Genomic DNA, 19768 nt, shown 5'->3' on the forward strand with positions numbered 1-19768 from the left:
ACATAAATAATATTTGTCCATATTATTGGGAATCCACTCCTTTTTCTGGTGAGGTTGCATCGGGATTAGAGATTCCGGGTCTGACAATATGAGAACGGGAAACGATCCTGACCTCCATCTTGGAGAATATATCACTCCAATTCGCCTTCGCTGTTTTCCAGGCTTGTGGATGCTTTCTGTGAAAGGCATCGGCAAATCCAAAAATATCGCTGTGGAATCGCTCCTGTGCGGGCTGCAGAGCTCTTTTTGCCCGATTTTCAATCAATTTATCTACACTGATCTCAATTGTTTTGACCCATTCCGGCTCCATAAGGCTGATTCCGGTCGTATTCTGCTGTACATCTTCCTCGGTCTCGATATGTACGTCCATATGCCAAACACCATTCACAATGCTTGGAAGCAGCTGGGTGTAGCTGCGGATCATACGCAAAGACACGGAGCCTTTGGAATGACTTGGAGCTACGGTAATGACGGAGGTTTTGAGCTCGTCTTTTAACCATAAAATACCGCGTGCTGCCTGGCTGTCTAATTTTCCGACCATTTTTCCATCCTTGAGAATAGCACTTCCCTGAATATAAGCAATAGTTTGGTTAGGTTGCTTATCCGGTTCGGGAGGCAGTATGACGATATAGGGAAGCGCTGCGGCATTGGCGTCTCCCGTCAGCATTTCTGCCAATTCTTTGATGGTTACCTGCAGGCCTGTATGAAATTTGGATATTTCCCGCAGTACCTCTGACGAATTTCGCTCCAGAGGTGGTATTAGTTGCAAAGAATCCTTACCCATGCCCTTACTAATAAATACATTGGCCCGTTCCCGTGGCTCCGGTGATCGCAGCATGTAATCGACATCTTCGCGAATTCCCTGCTGAGCCCGTGCTTGTCCAAAAATGTACACCTCGTTATGTCCCCAAAACACTTCCCGCGGCAGCCTTTCTTGAAGATGTGACATTGCATCGGCAATGGAGACGCCTTCAGCGGAAATGACCATCGTTTCTGCTTGTGTACCTCCTTTGGATGAGGTTCCTCCCAAGGAAGCACTTCCTCCGCCTTCTGCTTTTGGTATGAACACCTGAACGGACAGCTCCATCTGCCCTTCGCTTTTTTGATCGATTGCAGCTCCCATAACAAAAGCCAGATCATTAATTTCTTTTCGGTCCCAACAGCCTGTGGTAATGATCAACACAAGAATGTAAAGGAGCAGTATCATGAGGATTCGGATAAACCGATGACTGAGAGTGGCATCAGGTTTGCTGCTCATGCTAAGATGCCCCGCCTTTGTCAGATCCTGGTTTGTTGTTGGCGGATTGTCGAATGCTGTCAGAATTGCCTGTCAGATCAGGTCTGGTATTCAAGCTCCATAGGGGAGCACGGATGAGCACATCCTTCCATTCGCCTTTTTTCATGGGAGCCATTGCAGACAGATAAGGTACTCCGAAGGAACGAAGCGAGCTGAGATGAATCACGAGCATGATGACTCCCAGCATCAAACCAAGCAAGCCAAGCATACCTGCCAGCAGCATGATCGGAAAGCGCAGCAGCCGTATCGCAATGCCAAAAGTGAAATGAGGAATCATAAAGGAAGCGATTCCGGTCAAAGCAACAACCATAACCATTGGGGCCGATACCAGACCTGCCGAGGTAGCCGCTTGTCCAATAACGAGTGCGCCTACAATGCTCACGGCCGCACCCACCTGCTTAGGTAACCGAACGCCAGCCTCGCGTAAGCCCTCAAACGTAATTTCCATTAGCATAGCTTCGACCAGAGCGGGAAACGGAATATCCTCACGGGATTTGGAAATGCTCAACAGGAGTGTGGTAGGAAGCATTTCTTGATGATAGGTTAGTACAGCCACGTACATGGAAGGGCCTAACAAGGCAAATACCAGAAAAAAATACCGCGTCCAACGAATGAAAGAACCGAGCAAATAGCTTTGATAGTAATCTTCAGGTGACTGCAGCAGGGAATAAAGGGTAGTCGGAGCTACTAATGTAATTGGAGTCCCATCCACCAGCACGGCAACACGCCCTTCCAGCAGACCGGCCGTCACGACATCGGGGCGTTCGGTGGATTGGACCTGTGGAAATGGAGATTTTCTGGAGTCACGGATGAGCTCCTCTATATATCCGCTTTCCAAGATTCCATCGATATCAATACGTTCCAGCCGCTCCGTCATTTCTTGTAACAAGACTTCATCTGCCAAGGTATCGATATAGGCGATAGCAACCTGAGTCTGGGTATAGCGCCCGATCTGAATCGTTCTCAGCTTGAAGGAAGGACTGCGGAGCTTGCGGCGCAGTAAGGACATATTGGTGCTCAAGGTTTCGGTAAAGCCTTCTCGGGGGCCGCGGATAACGGATTCAGACATCGGCTCTTCAATGTTTCGTTTCTCCCATTTGCTTAAACCAAAAGCTAACCCAAAGTTCTCTCCATCTAAAAGAATGACGGGCATACCTTTCGAAATAGAGGCTACGACCTCTTCAAAGGTAGTCACGTTTTCAGATTGAGAGACTGGCAGAATCTCCTTAAGCGCGGATAAAAGCTGACCGTCCTCCAGCTTTTGCTCTTTCATAAGGGAAGTTAGCACTTGTCGGTCCAGCGCTATCGCATCCGTCAAACCCTCGATATAAAACAAAACCGCATCAATTTGGCTGCCAAATGAGAATGGATGAACGACCAGATCCGGGCAATCGACATAAATCGTTTGCAGGTGCTCGGTATTCGCCTTCAGTATAGCCGATAACGGCGTACTGGATTGAGGCGTGAATTCAAATACAGGATTTTTGTTCGGGTGTATTGGGCTCATGGGACTCTTATCCTATTCATGAATGATATGGAGGTTATTATCTCCTGCATCGCCCATTTCTATTACTATCCAGATTATCAAGCAAGTCATGATTTGACTTTGACTGATCCCTGCTCAAGTCGGGCTATCCAGGGTTCAATAGATTCCTCGCCATTCACAAATAAGCGCTTTAACAGCAGGCGGTTCTGGTCACGTGTGGTTAAGCCTTGATCAATGGTGAAGGCATAACGGAAGCCATGCTCTTGAAGCAGTTTCAGTGTAGTCTCATTTTTTTCACCATAAGGATAGCAAAATACAGTCGTATTGATCTTCAACTGTTCATCAATTTGACGTTTGGCTTCACTGATTTCAAAGGCTTGGCTTTTTGCAGATAGCTTGGGCAGGTGAGGATGCGTCATGCCATGAGGTTGTATATCCCAGCCTGCTTCATGCATTTCCTTGATTTGATCCCAATTGAGGAAATACCCGTCCTCAGTTGTGCCGGGGGATACAAAGAGCGTAGCGTGAAAGTTCAGTTGTTTTAACAGCGGCAGGGCATGCTCGTAATTATCCGCGTATCCGTCATCAAAGGTGAGCAGAACAGGTTTCTTCGGAAGCGAGGTTGTTGTCCCATCCATATAATCGATAAATTGCTGCAGCGTAAGCGTATGGTAGCCGTTTTTGGATAAATAGAGCATTTGCTCCTCGAATTTAGCTGGTGTAATGACAGCGCGATTGCCGGGATCAATAGTAATGCTGTGATAGTTTAATACGGGAATGTGCTGGGGCTGCTGCTGGGTAGTTGCCTGAGCAACTACTGTTTGGGCAGTTTCTGATGCAACCGAAGCCGAAGTCTCAGTTGTAGATATAGGGTCATTTGCTGGAGCAGCAGGTACTGTTGAGGCATCAGGAAACATAGACATATAAACGGAGGGCTTCAAGGGTTCAGACATTTGGCTGTCAAAAGGCGTTTGTATTTGCAGCGGTATATCGGATTCAGCAGAACGTACAGACGGTGAGATGAGCCGTGACCAAGATAGACTGATCAACAGCACTAGACAGCATAGTAGTAAAGCATACCATTTATAGGAAATGAAAGAGCTCTTCAAAGGTCCTTCAGTTGGTTTTAGCAGACGATTCATAGCCCTTGGACAACTCCCTTCGGGAAAATCTACTACTATGCATATGGATTGTGTACACTTTTATACCTGTATCTAATTGCCTGATGTGCTTGAAAGTACAGGCAACGGCGGAAGTTCAGCCACCACGTGCCCATAAGTAACAAGCGCTTCTTCTCCAAGCGGGCTCAGACGATAAACACCTCGTTCGACTCGCTGGAACCATCGATAATAATTTTTTTGTAATAAGCCGGCGGCCTTGGAGTTACCCGTTAATTGACGCAGGCGAAGGGGACTTAAGGTGCCGTGGTGATGAAGCAATTGTGCCAAATGGAGTGCCTTCTCACGGTACGAAGTCATCAGCTTTCGCTTGCTGCTGCCGCCTACATTGTAATCTGCCCGACGCTCTTTGAATTCCTTCACAATGCCTTCTGCCGCCCTTTTATTGAGACGAGGCAGCTTGGTTGGCGTGTACAGCGTAGCGTCAGACACACAACCAGTCACACTGATGGTCTCATCTATTTCATCCAATGCAGCTATGTAGGACAACGAGGGTGAGGTCAAGCTTAAATCCGGTGAAGAAGCTGCTGCTGTTAAAGGAAGCGAGGCTGTTAACATGTCCTCAGGAGCCTTGGATGGATGGCATTCGATATGTACAGCCGGCTGCTTTCGTTTAAAAAATTGTACGGTTATCATGCCAATTCCGAGCATTTGGCACAGCTTGCGCAGCTCCGGCCAACTGGCTCCATGAGGAGCGCGTCCCTTATTCGGAAGCTCAAAAGCGACGTATACACAACGGCTTAGACGAAGCCGATCAATGCCCTGTAGGAGCAGTGGGATCGAAAAGTATCTTTTTAATTCAACAATAACTGGCTGCTCTTCACCACGGATAGCGACGAGATCACAATGGCGAACTTCACCTCTGACTGAATAGCCTTGCTGCTCGAAGAAGGATTTAACCGGTGCATAGAGCTCGGTCTCGGTTTTGATCGGCACGGTTGTCGCTCTCCTTTGTATAGGGTTATTTACCCAAATTACAACTATTATAGCACAGATCGAATCGTTGAAATCTTATACGGCTGCTTTTTCAATATTGAAATTTTTGTCTAAAATTTTAGGTCAACTTATCCTCCTTCATTGCATACTTATTTATTACACTTCAATTTTGATGGTACCGCATAGGCGACGTCCCTAACGTAAGAAGTCAGCTCTCTTTTCAAAAAACGGTTTATGCTTGCGAAGTCAGTTTTCCTTCGGAAAACTTGGCACATGCTTACGAACGGCACATGCTTACGAAGTCAGTTTTCCTTCGGAAAACTCTTAGGAGGTTAACCCATGGACATATTCAAAAAAATTTCGGACCATCGCACGGAAATCGACCGATTGGCATGGACGGGAACGTTTGCCGAATATATTGAGATGGTTCGTCAAAGGCCCTACCTCGCAATGACCGCCCATAGCAGGGTATATCGCATGCTGGCTGCACAGGGAATCGGGGACGAGGCTAATAAACGGCGGTATCGCTTTTTTGATCAGGACATTTTTGGTCTTGACAATGCGATAGAAAAGCTTGTGGAAGAGTATTTCCATTCTGCAGCAAGGCGTCTGGATGTCAGGAAGCGGATTCTGCTGCTGATGGGTCCGGTGAGTGGAGGCAAGTCCACCATTGTGACGCTGCTCAAGCGGGGCCTGGAGCAATTTTCACGAACTGACGAGGGAGCCGTCTATGCCATTAAAGGTTGCCCGATGCATGAAGAGCCTTTGCATTTGATTCCACAGCAGCTGCGCTTTGATGTGGAGCAGGAGCTCGGTGTGAAGATCGAAGGGAGTCTCTGTCCTTCCTGCCAAATGAGGCTGCGTACAGAATATCAAGGCCGGATCGAGGATGTGATGGTCGAGCGGGTGTTCATTTCCGAGGAAAGCCGCACAGGCATAGGCACGTTCAGCCCATCGGATCCCAAGTCGCAGGATATTGCTGATTTGACGGGCAGCATTGACTTTTCAACCATAACGGAGTACGGCTCTGAATCCGACCCGCGTGCCTATCGGTTCGATGGAGAGCTGAACAAAGCGAATCGGGGCATTATGGAATTCCAGGAGATGCTGAAGTGCGATGAGAAATTTTTGTGGAATTTGCTGTCACTGACACAGGAGGGGAATTTCAAGGCAGGACGTTTTGCGTTAATTTCTGCTGATGAGCTGATTATTGCCCATACGAATGAATCGGAGTACAAATCATTTATTGCCAACAAAAAGAATGAAGCTTTGCAGTCGCGGATGATCGTGATGCCGATTCCATACAATTTGAAGGTATCGGATGAAGTGAAAATTTATGAAAAGCTGATCGGGCAAAGCGATATGGCCCATATTCATATTGCGCCTCACTCTTTGCGCGCAGCGGCGATCTTTTCCATACTGACACGGCTTAAGGAATCGAAAAAGCAAGGTATGGATTTAGTGAAAAAAATGCGGATGTATGATGGTGAGGAGGTTGAGGGCTACAAGGAAGCTGACCTTAAGGAAATGCAGAACGAGTATCTGGAGGAAGGGATGTCAGGCATTGATCCGCGTTATGTCATCAATCGGATTTCCAGTGCTTTGATTCGTCAGGGCCTGCAATTTATTAATGCGCTTGATGTGCTACGTGCTCTAAAGGACGGATTGGATCAGCATCCTTCCATTACGAAGGAAGAAAGAGAACGTTATTTGAATTTCATTTCGGTAGCCCGCAAGGAATACGACGATCTGGCCAAAAAAGAAGTCCAAAAGGCCTTTGTGTATTCGTTCGAGGAATCTGCCAAAACCTTGTTCAACAATTACCTCGATAATATTGAATCGTACTGCAATTGGGGGAAAGTGAAGGACCCGATGACAGGCGAGGAAATGGATCCGGACGAAAGGCTGATGCGTTCGATCGAAGAGCAAATCGGTATTTCCGAGAATGCCAAAAAAGCGTTCCGCGAAGAGATCCTGATCCGTATGTCCTCCTATTCACGTAAAGGTCACCGCTTTGACTACAGTAGTCATGAGCGGCTTCGTGAAGCGATCGAAAAGAAGCTGTTCACCGACCTGAAGGATATTGTGAAAATTACGACTTCGACCAAAACACCGGATGAAACGCAGCTGAAGCGAATTAACGAGGTGATCAGCAGACTGGTGGAAGAGCATGGGTATACCGCCTCGTCAGCCAATGAGCTGCTGCGTTATGTGGGCAGCTTGTTAAATCGATAAAAGTTAAGCTTTGAACCAGCCCCGCCGTTGTTCCCAGGAGGACACGGACGGTGCTGGTTATTTGCGATTACGGGTTTCTTGAGTTTCCGGTATGATATGACCTGGGAATTTGAATTAAGCGAAGAGCTCGATGGGCGGAAAACATGTTATGAAGGCACATCGCGGCGAAATTGGTAGAATCCTTAAGGGGAAAAGGCAGTGTATTCACGATCAAGCTTCACAAACAGGAGCTGTCTAATCAAGGGTAAATGTAAATGTAAATTCAAGTTGCCATGCAGCGCCCATTTTCCTTCACAAACTCACCTAGTAGGCGAATGTACATATGATGTACGGTGAGAATCGCCATTCCAGATGGATAAGGGAGAGTTAAAATGACTAAACAAAATGGAACACAGGAGCAGGCCCAGCTTCAAAATGAAATGCTGCCGATATCTATTTCACGTGAGCCCGTAGGTGGTGGCTTTCATGGAGGTGGACATGGAGACGGACATGGCGGCGGACATGGTGGCGGCGGACATCATGGGGGTGGGTTTCATGGCGGTGGTGGATTTCACGGTAATGATTTCCATGGTAATGGCTTTCATGGAGGATTCAACAACTCGTTGTTGCTCCCGCTTGCATTGACGCAGGCTTATAATTATCCATCCTATTATCCGGTACCCTATCCGTATCCGTACCCCTATCAGGCGTATCCATATCCCTATCCATATCCGTATCCATATCCGACGCAACAGCCTTATTATCCGCCTTACCCTGGTAATGTATATTAATCGATGTTTATGACATGGCAGGCATCGTGATTTCAACAGTGGTGCCTGCGCCGATCTCGCTTGTTATTCGCAGTTTGCCACCATGATTTTCGATGATTTTGAATGTGACCATCAGTCCAAGGCCTGTGCCTCTTTCCTTCGTGGTGTAGAACGGCTCTCCGAGCCTCGGAATTCGCTCCTCCGGGATGCCACAGCCTTGGTCAGTAAAGCGGATCATAATTTGGTTCGCTTCTTTCATTTGCAGCTCGATCAGGATCAGGCCGCCTTCGTTCATCGATTCGATGGAGTTGTTCAGTACATTAATAAATACTTGTTTGATCTGATTTTCATCACAATTAATTAATGCCAGATTAGCCGAGGCCTCCGTGATCAGCTCAACATTGTGAAGTGCTGCCTGTGAGCCTACGAGAACTATCGTATTTTGCAAAATAACTCTCAAATCCCTCGGCTGATAAACAACCGACTGCGGTTTCGCAATCACAAGAAATTCACTGACGATAAAGTTGATTCGCTCCAGCTCGTCCTGCATAATCTCGAAATAGGATTCGTATCCTGATATTTTGGACTTCATCAATTGAACGAAGCCCTTTAAGGAGGTTAACGGATTGCGGATTTCATGCGCAACTCCAGCGGCCAGTTGACCAACAATCGACAGTTTCTCGGAGCGGATCAGCATTTCCTCGGCACGCTTGCGCTCACTGATATCTTTGCCGATCATGTATACGCCGCTCATCTGACCGTTGACTACTATGGGGACGTTCAGTATGCTCAATTCGACAATCCCACCATCTTTATGTAGAAAGCTGATCTCATACTGATGGGTTTCTCCGCTCATCGTTCCGGTAAATTGCTTATGCCAACGGTCCAGATGCTCAGGAATAATCAGATGATGAATCGACTTATTTAATAGCTCGATTTCGGAATAGCCGGTTATGGAGAAGATAGCAGGATTAGCGCTGGTGCAATGCCCATGGCTATCAAAAGAACAGATAGGATCGGGGTTATTCTGGAATAATGATTTGTATCGAAGCTCGCTTTGCTCCAGTTGCTTCTCCGCTTTTTTTCGCTCATAGATTGCCTGAATCATCGCATAAGAGCGGGCAAAACGGTTGTCCTCCTCCTGCGCGAGAATAGTTTCAAATATATCATCCTGAAATTCATCCGGGTTATTGCTTTTGTCAAGCTTTTTCAACTCACCGAGCATGCTCTTCACGTTGATAATATGATCTTTATGAATCCACGCGGCAGATGCAGTTTTCGAGAAGGTCTCATTCTCGGGTTTCAAATATACTACCGCTTTTTTGATGTCATATTCGGTAACATGGTTCATATTGACCACATTCATTTGATCGATTAGTCGGAAGCCTTCCTCATACATAGCTTCTTCAAAAGCTTCAAGCGAAGCAGCCCAATAATATTTATCGGTAGCCGTATGAATAACGAATTCCTTGTCCTTGATTTGCTCCAGCTTGACCACCTCATCAGATTGGACGATTAAAATATCGGAGCCTCGTTTTCCATCACGTGTGACTGGGATTTTCTGCATATGTTTTTTCACCTGCCTGCATCGTTTCACAAAAGGTTTAGCACTTTCGATATTGTAGATGGTATGAAGGAATTTGAGGTGTAATCGAAGAGTTAGTCATAAATCTACTGTGGTTTAAATCTCAACGAATAATGAATCCATTATATAGCTACTCGTTTTCATAAGTAAATGGAATCTTTTAAAAAAATGAACAGAACACGCCGCTGTCGCACTTAATGTCGATAATACGTCGCAAATTGGCTGCAGCGTGTAATCAATAATAGGAAGCAAGTCAATAGCGTGTATATTTAATAGGAAAAAGCTATAATATTGATTAATTTAATATATTTAACTTATTAAGTTGTAGGTTGCATAATGGAATAAAAGGAGCTGAAGGAAAATGAATAAACAGGTTAATGGTAAATGGGATGCCGATCATTATGACAGCAATATTAGCTATGTGTCACGGTTAGGAAAAGGTGTTGTCGGGCTGCTGGCGCCGAAGCGGAATGAGCGGATTCTGGACCTTGGCTGCGGGACTGGTGATCTGGTTCAGGAAATTGTGCAGCTCGGCGCAGATTGTATGGGAATTGACGGTTCGGAGGAGATGATTGCTCAAGCGAGAAGCAAATATCCGTCATTAAGGTTCGCAGTAGCTGACGGTCACACCTTTCGTATGGAGGAGTCCTTCGATGCTGTGTTCTCCAACGCCGCGCTGCATTGGATGACAGAGCCCGAGCGTGTGATTCAGTCGGTCAGACTGGCGCTGCGGGAACATGGACGGTTTGTGGCCGAGTTTGGAGGCAAAGGTAATATAGGTGCGATAGCTCAGGCTATATCGGAGGTTCTTGGCACATGGGGTATAGATGCTGATAAGCTCAATCCCTGGTACTTCCCGGCAATCGGTACGTACAGTGCCCAGCTGGAGAAGCATGGCTTCGAAGTGTGCTCCATGGAGCATTACGACAGGCCGACACCGCTTGATGGAGGCGTGAACGGGCTTAGATATTGGTTGGACGCGTTCGCGGGCATGTTCTTTGTCAATCTGGACCCGGAACAACGGGAGGAAGCTTATGTGCGCTGTGAACAGCTGCTGCATACGCAGTTGTTTGACGGTGAACGATGGATCGCGGATTATCGTAGACTGCGGTTTGCAGCAACTGTGATTTAGGAGCAGCAGAAACCAGCAATTACGAACAGCAGCCCATTACCCCGATCCCCGTGTTATTAGGCGAGCGGACAAAATAACTTTTTCCGAATGTACACTCGGATGAGTCAGATTACGCTCCAAGGCCTCCACGGCTCTGGTGCCGAGCAATTCCTTGGCCAGCTCCACTGTAGTTAGTGGAGGTGTGGAGCTGGCACTGGCATCGATATTATCGATACCAATCACCTTGCATCTTGAAGGCACAGGTATCGATTGCTCCTGCAGCAGCTTCAACAGCTTGAGCGCAATTTCATCATTGGCGCAAACAAAGCCATCCGGCAGTTCTTCAGATGAAGATGCGCCCACACGTTTGGCCAACTGCTGCTCCCATATGGGCTGACCATAGGAGATGGTCCATTTTCTCAGTGAATAACCCTCTAATTGGCGTGAGTATTCATCCAAGGCTTGGCGGCAGCCCCACCATCTTTCCTGAAAGCTAACAGAGTAAAGATCCTTTCCCACAAATACAATTCGCTTACAACCCTGTGATATGATCCGGCGGCAAGCCAACCGGGCAGCCTCCAGATTGGCATTCAATATACAATCGGCACGAATGAGCGGCTCCTCATGATCAACAAGAATAATCGGGTCATTAGCTTGATGCAGCTGAGCGAGCTTATGGAGTGAGCGGATCGGAAGTGTACCCAGCACAACAGAGCCAAGGCAGGCTGGACTGGTTATGTCCGTGAGTGGAGAAGACATCGGATTGTCCATCAGCAGCTTGTCGGACGAAAGCACCTGCGTCTGCCACCCATTGTTGCTGCACCCAAGTATCACCCCGCCCAGTACGCGTGACCAGAAGCTGGGCTCTTTTCGTTGTGCATCATGGACCCAAATGGCTACATAAGCAGGAGCAGCTTCAGTGTGGGGCACATCCTTATCGCCGATTAGATCAGCAGCATAGGGCAAGTCCGAGGCAGCATCCGAGACTGTCTTGGGTGGTTTTGGATAGGCACTTCTTTTGTCCGATTTGATTCGATAGCCAAGCGCCCTTGCCATAGCTTCCACTTCAGCTCTTGTGGCTTCACTGACCCCGATCTTGCCTGATAATGCTTGTGACACCGTATATTTGGAAACACCCAATCGGTCAGCAATGAGCTGCATCGTTATTTTGGTATGCTGGCTGGATAAAGGAATCATCCCCTCGTACAAATTCAATTGACTAAACCTCATCATACCATTAAAGTGATTCACGGAAAACCGTCTGTGAACCTAACAAACCTAACAATAATGGAGGTTAATTGAATGAGTAAATCCGTTGTATTTTACGATCAAAGCTTTCCTTATGCAGGAGTGCGCCCTGATGCAGAGGCTTTGAAGCAGCTACGTGAGCATGCGATAATTGCCAATGCCCACGAGCTTGCAGAGCAGCTGCCGTATGCCGATACTTTGATTCATTTGCATGGACCCTATGTACCCAAGGCAGCATGGACGGCAATTATTGAGCATCTGCGTCAGGGAAAGGGTCTTGTGCATTTGGGGGGAGCCCCCTACAAGGTACCGGTATTCGATGACAGGGAAGTGGGCTTAGACACCTCATCCTGGATAGAAGAACCCGAACAAACCGGCTATCATCAGCAGTTGAACATCCATGAAGCGATTGCAATCGATCCTTCACCCATTGCCAGACTTACAGCGAACATGGATATTCCTTTATTCGAAGGCTCGATCGACTTGTTCACAATTGAACCTACATACGGCCTGGTGCTCCATGTGACCAAGGTGGATGATCAGCCTGGACAGCTCGGATCAAGCGGACCTATGGATGCGCATATTGTACCCTTGATGTTTGGTGTAACCGCAGGCAGGGTGAGTCAGGAAGCAGCAGCTCCTGCCGTCCTGATTGAAAATACGAAGGGCGCCTATGCCGGTGGACGCTGGATTATGATTAATCAGCAGTTGAGTACAGCGTTCTGGCATGAGGGCGCAGGGGTAAATGCGCTGCTGGCATGGAGTCGTTATACATCGCTTGGTGTTACCGAGCTGTGGCTGAAAACCAATTATGCCTCTTACGAGCAAGGCGATAAAGTAACGACCAGCTTACAGCTTCAACGACTTGGCAGTGGTAGCGGTACGGATGCAGAATGGACATTTACCTTAAAGCTGAAGAAGGCAAACGATAGTACGGCGATGATTGCGGACCCAAGCTTTTCTTACAAGGACGATCAGTTTACGACTCTATGGCAGGGCGAAACGAAGCAGCTGGCTTCACCTGAGCTTGGATTTGTCCGCAACAGCCTGCCAATCCCGGTGGAGGCCGGCTTTTATATTGTGGAATGTGAGGCGGTATCCACGGATGGAGAAACTCGCCGGCTGCGTCAAGGCTTCTGGGGCATGGATAGCCAGTGGCTGCAGCAGGGTGAAATGATTAGCGTCGACCGTGATTATTTTTGGAAAAATGGCCGTCCTCTGCCTGTGGTCGGTATGACCTATATGACCAGTGATGTGGCCAGAAAGTTCTTGTTTATGCCGAATGTGGCCGTATGGGATCGGGATATGGCACAGATGAAACGGGCTGGTATCAATATGCTGCGTACCGGTATTTGGACGGCCTGGCGCAGTGTGATGTTTGTCGATGGACATCCATATGAGGAAGTGCTGCGGGCTATTGATGCTTTTGTACTGACGGCCAAACGATACGAACTGGAGGTTACCTTCAACTTCTTCGCTTTTACACCGGAAGCATGGGATGGTGTGAACCCTTATCTGGACCCGCGAAGTGTGGAAGCACAGAAACGATTTATTGCAGCAATTGTATCGCGCCATAAGGAATCAACAAATGTACATTGGGACTTGATTAATGAGCCTACCATGTTCGATCCGCGCCGCTTGTTCTCTGGCCCACGTTCATGCCAGGATCCCTTCGAGCGTAAAGCTTTTACTCATTGGTTAAAAGAACGTCATGGCTCCGTCCGCTTACTGCAGGAACGTTGGAATATGACGCCCGATGAGCTGCCAACTTTTGAAGCGGCTCAGCTGCCTGAACCGAATGACATAAATTTTAGAACGACTGAAAATTTGGCAAAAAAAGGTGGACCTTGGCTCGATTACACCTTGTTTACGATGGAGATGCACAATCAATGGGCTGCCAAATTAATCCAGACGATCCGAGCTATTCAACCAAAGCAGCTGGTTACGGTTGGGCAGGATGAGGGTCTCGGAGCGCAGCGTCCATCTCCGTTTTTCTACGCAGAGGCGGTTGATTATACGACGGTTCATTCCTGGTGGAAAATGGATGACCTCGTATGGGATGGTGTCTTTACGAAGGCAGCTGACAAGCCGAACCTGATTCAGGAAACGGGTATTATGTACGTAGAAACGCCGGATGGTCGGGCTAAAAGGAATGAAGCAGAGCTGCGCAATATCCTGGAGCGTAAGTATGCTTATGCGTTCTCGACTGGCGGAGCGGGCGCAGTGCAGTGGATCTGGAATACGAACTTTTATATGAATAATATCAATGAATCGAATATTGGAGCGCTGCGGGCAGACGGAACAGAGAAGCCGGAAGCAGGCGTATCGTATGATTTTGGACAGTTTATGGAATCGATTCGTGACCTGTTTGTCGAGCGTCAGCTTGAGGAAACAGCTGTAGTATTTCCGTATTCGAACGATTTCTCGAATCGCAAGCTGGCTTATGAGGCCACAACGAAGCTGGTGCGTACGCTCTCCTACAGCATGAATGTGCATGCACGTGGTTTAAGCGAATATCATTTGGATTCTTTATCGGATTGGTCACCGAAGCTGATTATCGTACCAAGCGCGCACAACTTCAGTACGGAGGCGTTGGATAGGCTTGTTGCTCATATTAGTGAGCAAGGAGGCGTGCTGCTCATTACCGGTCCTGTAGGTCTGGATGAATATTGGCGTCCTCAATCGAGACTTACGGCCGAGGTCGGCCCGACAGTCGTGACCAACCTGCTGCGTGAAGAGCTGCTCGAAATCAGCGGACGGAAGCTGCCGGTTTCATTCGGCGGTGCGCGGATTGCCGATGCCAATAAGCAAAAGCCTGCACCGACGCAAGCAGGGTCTGCCAGCGAAGGCGCGGGCTCGATGGGATACACAGGCAACACTAAGCTAACAGATGTACAACTGGGGCAAGGTCGGTTAATCTGGTGCCCATTGCCGGTAGAGTTGAACGAACGAATCGAGCCATTAGAGGAGCTGTATAAGCTGGCGTTAGCGGCATCAGGGGTTTCAGAGGAGCTGGAATGGCAGCAGGGAGGCGATTGCCCGGGTTTGTATGGTCGCAAGCTAAGCTTTCGTGATGGTGCATTGTACATCTTTGTCTCGGAGTATGCGATCGATACGGATATCAGAATCAAGGATCCTGTTACCGGGGTAGGTTATGCTTTTGTCGTGGAAAGCGAACGGACGGTTATGTTTGCAGCTGATCTTCAAGGTGAAATCACGGCTGTATACAGGCCGGAAGAAGTTACGATTATGAGCTGGTAACAGCTATATTTGTCCATAAGCAGAGACCCATTCAACAGGAATTCCAGATCTTTTATACAACAAACGGGGCAGGGTTCTAATCCAGGACCTTGTCCCTATTTTTAAAAAAGAAAATGATGTTCGCAGCACTAAAAATCTGCTACAATCATCGTAGTAAACCCATCATCATAGAGAAACCTAATCAAAATGTAAGCGTTTTAATTATTTGGGTATAGCAGCTAGAGGGGAGCTTGAATTACAATGACCATGCTACTTAAATACAGATGGTTGAAATATACCTTATGTGCCGTTGTGATAAGTATGTTGTTCATGGCTTATGAAATTATTACGGTTGAAGGGGAAGCCAGCACCCCGCGTTTTGTGCTTATGAGGCTTGAAGATATTGGCCCAGGCGGACAGTATGAAACGATGGAACAGCTGGGTAAGCTTCGAACGGTGCTTGAATATTTACGTGATCAGCAGGTCGTGTACCATTTGGCCGTCATTCCACGGTGGATCAGCATGCCAGCGGATGGAAGCCCTTATGACGTTTCACTTGATCAAGCGGATAGTCCTTACATAGCGGCCTATCAGAAGGTATTGAAGGATGCGGTCGCCAATGGAGCAACACTGGGTATGCATGGATATACGCACCAGGTGGGCAGTGTTCGCCGTGATGACGGACATCAGGATTCAGGAATCGGGAATGAGTTCAATAATCCAGGCTCCGAGGAAACGATGTCTGCGGCTTTTGCGGAACCGAGACTGCAGGCCGGACTTAACATTTTTAAAAATGCGGGACTCAAGCCGCGTTTCTGGGAATCACCACATTATCGGTCAACGCCTGAGCAGGATAAAATGTTTCGTAATTATTTTGGCTTGAATTACCAGGCCGATGTGCAGACAAACCGGAATACGCCGGTTGCCCAATATGTGATAGAGCGTAACAGCGGGTACGGGCAATCCTCTCTGGGGGCTGCATATGTACCTACTCCGTTCGATTATATTCCTTCAAATAAGGATGAAAAGCTGATTTTGGATCGTGTGGGCAAATCGAATATTGTAGCCTCTTTCTTTTTTCATCCTTTTCTGGAATTCAAGTATCTGGCTCCGGTTGTGGACGAAACGGGAGAGACGATCATTCGTGATGGATTGCCCGAGTATCATTATTTAAGCCAGGACAAAAGCTTGCTTCAAAAACTTGTTCTTGGCTTGAAAGCGAAGCACTACTCGTTCTTTTCTATCCAGGACTACGTTCCGTTTACCCCTGCACATAGTGTGAAATTAAGCCCTTCCGCACAGCAGGATAAAGAAAAAATGATGCTTGGGGATGTAACCGGCAACGGTCAGGCGGATCTGATCCGATGGGATACAAATAACGGATCCATTTCTGTAACTCCAGGCTCCTTTGATGGCATGCGCAATGAACCTCAGGGAGCTTCCTCTCTTTGGGCCAATGTTGCTTATAAGGCTGGAGCCGCAGCGGCGCTTGGCAGAAGTACCAAAGATAAAATGAACAGTCTGTGGATCATGCAGCCAACGGGGACCCTTGAGCGATTTACTTCAGACGGACATCGTTTCTCGATGACTAACAGCTGGAAGACGGAACCTCGCAAGTGTGCAAATTTATTTGTTTTGCCTCAGGCTGATGGTGATGTAGTCGTAGCTGGCCTGACAACGGATCGTTTGCAGCTTTTTGGTTACGTAGTCAGTAAAGGTTTAGTCAAACCGATCAAATCGTATAAATTCAATAATGAGCTCACAGCCGAGCTGCAGCCTCGTAAGCTGGACACAGGCAGTTTTGCTCTATTCTCTTCAAGGCCGGGTGCCGCCAAAGGCGGTCAGTGGAATGCGGACCTCACTTCGATGGAATGGAAGCAATCCAAGCAAGAGCTGGGCATACCCAATGAGGATGGCATCCTGCGTTTTGGTGATTATAATGGGGATGGACGCGAGGATGTATTGCGCTGGAATGCGGAAGCCGGACGTTTTACCGTATATTTGAATAACAAGGAGGGCGGCTATTCGCTGCTGTCTACCTTTGGCCCATGGGGTAAGCCAGGTTCCAAGCTGGTTGTCCACGACCTGGATGGGAATGGTAAAAGTGACCTGGCCCTGTTCAATCGTGAGGAAGGTTATATGGATACAGCACTTTCCTTCGAGAGCAGAGATCTACAGATGCAGCATCCGTAAGTATTATCATAATATTGTGCACGACTTACGTACGGCTCTTGGATGTGATGCCAAGGGCTGTTTTCTTTTATTAATAAGTCTCTTGAATAGCAATCCGATATGGGGCACAATGAGGAGGGCCTGATTAACATAACTTTTTACCAAGGAGAACGGGAAATATGGGTTTTACACAAAACTGGAAAATGATTTTGACGCTTGCGCTTCCTTCCATTATTTCGTTTGCTTCAGGTACCGTCACGGGCACAATTAACCTGATTATGGTCGGTTCCATGGGGGCGCTCGTGATTGCTGCTGTAGGCGTATCGAATATTATTGCCTATAATGCCTGGGCGATTTGCTCCGGCTTTGGACATTCAGTGAATTATCTGGTTGCACAAAACTATGGGGCAGGTCAAATTCAGCAGGCCGTCGAGCGAACATATATTGCGCTTTATGTAGCGCTTCTGGCAGCCATCGGGATTGTAACATTGGGTATTGTCGCACCTCAGGCGATTCTACAGTTGATGGGCAGCTCTCAGGAGCTGGTGGATACGGGTTCAATTTATTTGCGCTACAGGTTATTTGCGGTAGCTTGTTTTATGATCAGTTTTGTCTTTCATGGTTTTTTTCGTGGTGTCGGGGATACGCGTACGCCTATGGTGATGACCATTCTATCCAATGTCACCATGATTTTTTTCACTTATACACTGACTTATGGCCAACTGGGGTTCCCCAAGCTGGGACTAGAAGGAGCGGGGATGGCTGTTTTTTTGGGTGAAGCCTTATGTCTGGCTGGCAGTATGTATGTCTATCTGATACGGATGCATGCGCGCTTCCATACACGCCGTCGCGTGAGGATGAGTGGTACGGAGGCCCGGCTTATTATAGGGGAGAGCGGTAAGCTGGGTACGCAGGAGCTGGCGATGAGTGCGGCGATGTTCGTATTTACAATGTACGTTACGAGACTCGGCACGGACGCGCTGGCAGCCAATGAGATTGCATTAAATGTAATGGGTCTTGGCTTTATGCCTGCTTTTGGCTTTGGAGCGACAGCGACCATATTGGTCGGTCAGGAAATCGGGCGCGGTGCCCCGTTTAAGGCAAGACGCATGGCGACAGATGTGGCTATATTGGGTAGTATTTTCCTGTTTGTGCTCGGTCTTGCCGAGTTTGTGTTTGCCGAACCGATAGCTCTGCTGTACACAGATGAGCTTAATGTCTATAAATTGGCTGCTCAATTGATCACGGTATCTGCTTTTTTACAGCTATTTGATGGTCTGCTCAATTATTATGCGGGAGGACTTCGGGGGATCGGGGATACGACGTTCCTGCTGCGGATATCGCTCATTCTGAATTGGGTGATTTTTATACCGGGCGCCTATGTATTGATTTTTGTACTGAATTGGGGAAGCATGGGGGCGTGGATTTCGCTTTATGTATTCCTGTTCCTGTTCGCGCTTGGTTGTATGCTTCGTTTCTATCGAACGGACTGGCACGGTGTAACCATGAAGCAAGCTGAAGCCGGGAAGACAACGCATTAAAATAAGGAAGTATGTTTGTATGAATTAGAGGGAGTTGAATGTCTATGAGTAAGCTTCAAACGAGTGTAATTGCCGCCTTATTGGCGTTTGGTGCTGTATCCCTGGTCATTGCTTATGCTCAGGTGCCAGAAGGTTCTTCAAGAGAATCGGCGCTTTTACCTGCTGCCCAGACAGAGACAGTGCCTTCGGTCGTACCCTCATCTACGGAGGCTAACCTGACACCCAGTGAATCAGCCATAGCTCCACAGTCGTCACAATCCCAGCCTGCTCAGGCAAATACGCCGGATGTAGCAGCAGCAGTGCCTGCTTCCGTTTCACGTGGGCTCATTTACCTCGATCCCGGCCACCAGCGTAAAGGAAATGCTCAGCAGGAGCCGGTGTCACCTGGTTCCAGGGAAACGAAAGCGAAGGTTACCGGAGGTACAAGAGGTGTAGCCACAGGAAAGCCAGAGTATGTGCTGAACCTGGAAGTCGCTGTGCTGTTAAAGGAGGCGCTGATTGCTCGTGGATTCGAGGTACAAATGACCCGTGAGGATCATGATGTAGATATTAGCAACGCCGAAAGAGCGGAGATGGCGAATGCAGCCGACGCACAACTGGCGGTCCGTATTCATGCCGATGGGAATGATTCGCCCAAAGCCAAAGGCTTTTCGGTCCTTTACCCTGATGCAGGAGTAAGATCTACACAGAGCATTCAGCCGGCAAGCCAAATGGCGGCGGCAGCGATTCTTGAAGCGCTGAAAGCAGGCACAGATGCTGCATCCAGAGGGATGGTGGCCCGCAGCGATTTATCCGGATTTAATTGGTCGAAGGTACCCGTAGTATTGATAGAACTGGGATTTATGACGAATCCGACAGAGGATAAGCAGCTGTCCGAACCTGAATATCAGCAGCAGCTGGCAGATGCAATAGCCGACGGAATTGATAGCTATATGAAGAACAAGGAAGATTAGGTGTTTGTCCAACAGATAGTTATGGTCAATATGCTAT

General features: G+C 47.9%; 13 protein-coding genes. 7 read left to right on the plus strand and 6 right to left on the minus strand.

The window, feature by feature from the left end:
• Nucleotides 1-22: 22 nt before the first annotated feature.
• The 4 genes from OB236_RS29850 to OB236_RS29865 form a co-directional block, all read right to left on the minus strand.
• Nucleotides 23-1258, minus strand: a complete 1236-nt coding sequence (locus OB236_RS29850) for a Ger(x)C family spore germination protein (RefSeq protein WP_262687197.1) — start codon at nucleotides 1256-1258, stop codon at nucleotides 23-25.
• Between the two features lies 1 nt (nucleotide 1259).
• Complete coding sequence (locus OB236_RS29855) at nucleotides 1260-2804, minus strand: spore germination protein (protein ID WP_262687199.1); 1545 nt, start codon at nucleotides 2802-2804, stop codon at nucleotides 1260-1262.
• An 86-nt stretch (nucleotides 2805-2890) separates the two neighbouring features.
• Entirely contained in the window at nucleotides 2891-3925 is a 1035-nt protein-coding gene (locus tag OB236_RS29860) for a polysaccharide deacetylase family protein (protein WP_262687200.1), read from the minus strand.
• Nucleotides 3926-3997: 72 nt separating this feature from the next.
• The gene (locus OB236_RS29865) at nucleotides 3998-4897 is read right to left on the minus strand and encodes a DUF2161 family putative PD-(D/E)XK-type phosphodiesterase (RefSeq protein WP_262687201.1); all 900 of its coding nucleotides are present in this window, start codon (nucleotides 4895-4897) and stop codon (nucleotides 3998-4000) included.
• 339 nt (nucleotides 4898-5236) lie between these two features.
• Between OB236_RS29865 and OB236_RS29870 the strand changes: the two genes are divergently transcribed.
• Nucleotides 5237-7132, plus strand: a complete 1896-nt coding sequence (locus OB236_RS29870) for a PrkA family serine protein kinase (protein WP_262687202.1) — start codon at nucleotides 5237-5239, stop codon at nucleotides 7130-7132.
• 371 nt (nucleotides 7133-7503) lie between these two features.
• Nucleotides 7504-7902: a hypothetical protein gene (locus tag OB236_RS29875; protein WP_262687203.1), complete on the plus strand. Its 399-nt coding sequence runs from the start codon at nucleotides 7504-7506 to the stop codon at nucleotides 7900-7902.
• Nucleotides 7903-7909: 7 nt separating this feature from the next.
• Here the strand turns inward: OB236_RS29875 and OB236_RS29880 are convergent, their stop codons facing one another.
• Nucleotides 7910-9448 carry an ATP-binding protein gene (locus tag OB236_RS29880; RefSeq protein WP_076234538.1) on the minus strand — a complete coding sequence of 513 codons (1539 nt, stop codon included), beginning with the start codon at nucleotides 9446-9448 and terminating at the stop codon, nucleotides 7910-7912.
• 379 nt (nucleotides 9449-9827) lie between these two features.
• Here OB236_RS29880 and OB236_RS29885 point away from each other — a divergent pair, with 379 nt between their 5' ends.
• Nucleotides 9828-10598, plus strand: coding sequence for a class I SAM-dependent methyltransferase (locus OB236_RS29885; protein WP_262687204.1), 771 nt, complete (start codon nucleotides 9828-9830; stop codon nucleotides 10596-10598).
• 36 nt (nucleotides 10599-10634) lie between these two features.
• Here the strand turns inward: OB236_RS29885 and OB236_RS29890 are convergent, their stop codons facing one another.
• Nucleotides 10635-11792, minus strand: coding sequence for a LacI family DNA-binding transcriptional regulator (locus OB236_RS29890; protein ID WP_262687205.1), 1158 nt, complete (start codon nucleotides 11790-11792; stop codon nucleotides 10635-10637).
• Between the two features lie 87 nt (nucleotides 11793-11879).
• On the opposite strand from OB236_RS29890, the gene OB236_RS29895 reads away from it, so the two are divergent.
• The 4 genes from OB236_RS29895 to OB236_RS29910 all read left to right on the plus strand — a co-directional run bounded on the left by OB236_RS29895 (nucleotide 11880) and on the right by OB236_RS29910 (nucleotide 19731).
• Nucleotides 11880-15086: a beta-galactosidase gene (locus OB236_RS29895; protein WP_262687206.1), complete on the plus strand. Its 3207-nt coding sequence runs from the start codon at nucleotides 11880-11882 to the stop codon at nucleotides 15084-15086.
• Between the two features lie 240 nt (nucleotides 15087-15326).
• A complete protein-coding gene (locus OB236_RS29900; protein ID WP_262687207.1) occupies nucleotides 15327-17258 on the plus strand; it encodes a DUF2334 domain-containing protein in 1932 nt (643 codons plus the stop codon).
• 158 nt (nucleotides 17259-17416) lie between these two features.
• Nucleotides 17417-18778, plus strand: a complete 1362-nt coding sequence (locus OB236_RS29905; protein WP_076234524.1) for an MATE family efflux transporter — start codon at nucleotides 17417-17419, stop codon at nucleotides 18776-18778.
• Nucleotides 18779-18822: 44 nt separating this feature from the next.
• Nucleotides 18823-19731, plus strand: coding sequence for an N-acetylmuramoyl-L-alanine amidase family protein (locus tag OB236_RS29910; RefSeq protein ID WP_262687208.1), 909 nt, complete (start codon nucleotides 18823-18825; stop codon nucleotides 19729-19731).
• The last annotated feature ends 37 nt before the right edge of the window (nucleotides 19732-19768 follow it).

Source organism: Paenibacillus baimaensis, assembly GCF_025567575.1.

Coding starts and splice junctions, on each gene's coding strand:
- OB236_RS29910 (WP_262687208.1), top strand. CDS start 18,823: ATGAGTAAGCTTCAAACGAGTGTAATTGCCGCCTTATTGGCGTTTGGT.
- OB236_RS29870 (WP_262687202.1), top strand. CDS start 5,237: ATGGACATATTCAAAAAAATTTCGGACCATCGCACGGAAATCGACCGA.
- OB236_RS29895 (WP_262687206.1), top strand. CDS start 11,880: ATGAGTAAATCCGTTGTATTTTACGATCAAAGCTTTCCTTATGCAGGA.
- OB236_RS29880 (WP_076234538.1), bottom strand. CDS start 9,448: ATGCAGAAAATCCCAGTCACACGTGATGGAAAACGAGGCTCCGATATT.
- OB236_RS29905 (WP_076234524.1), top strand. CDS start 17,417: ATGGGTTTTACACAAAACTGGAAAATGATTTTGACGCTTGCGCTTCCT.
- OB236_RS29860 (WP_262687200.1), bottom strand. CDS start 3,925: ATGAATCGTCTGCTAAAACCAACTGAAGGACCTTTGAAGAGCTCTTTC.
- OB236_RS29850 (WP_262687197.1), bottom strand. CDS start 1,258: ATGAGCAGCAAACCTGATGCCACTCTCAGTCATCGGTTTATCCGAATC.
- OB236_RS29885 (WP_262687204.1), top strand. CDS start 9,828: ATGAATAAACAGGTTAATGGTAAATGGGATGCCGATCATTATGACAGC.
- OB236_RS29855 (WP_262687199.1), bottom strand. CDS start 2,804: ATGAGCCCAATACACCCGAACAAAAATCCTGTATTTGAATTCACGCCT.
- OB236_RS29875 (WP_262687203.1), top strand. CDS start 7,504: ATGACTAAACAAAATGGAACACAGGAGCAGGCCCAGCTTCAAAATGAA.
- OB236_RS29900 (WP_262687207.1), top strand. CDS start 15,327: ATGACCATGCTACTTAAATACAGATGGTTGAAATATACCTTATGTGCC.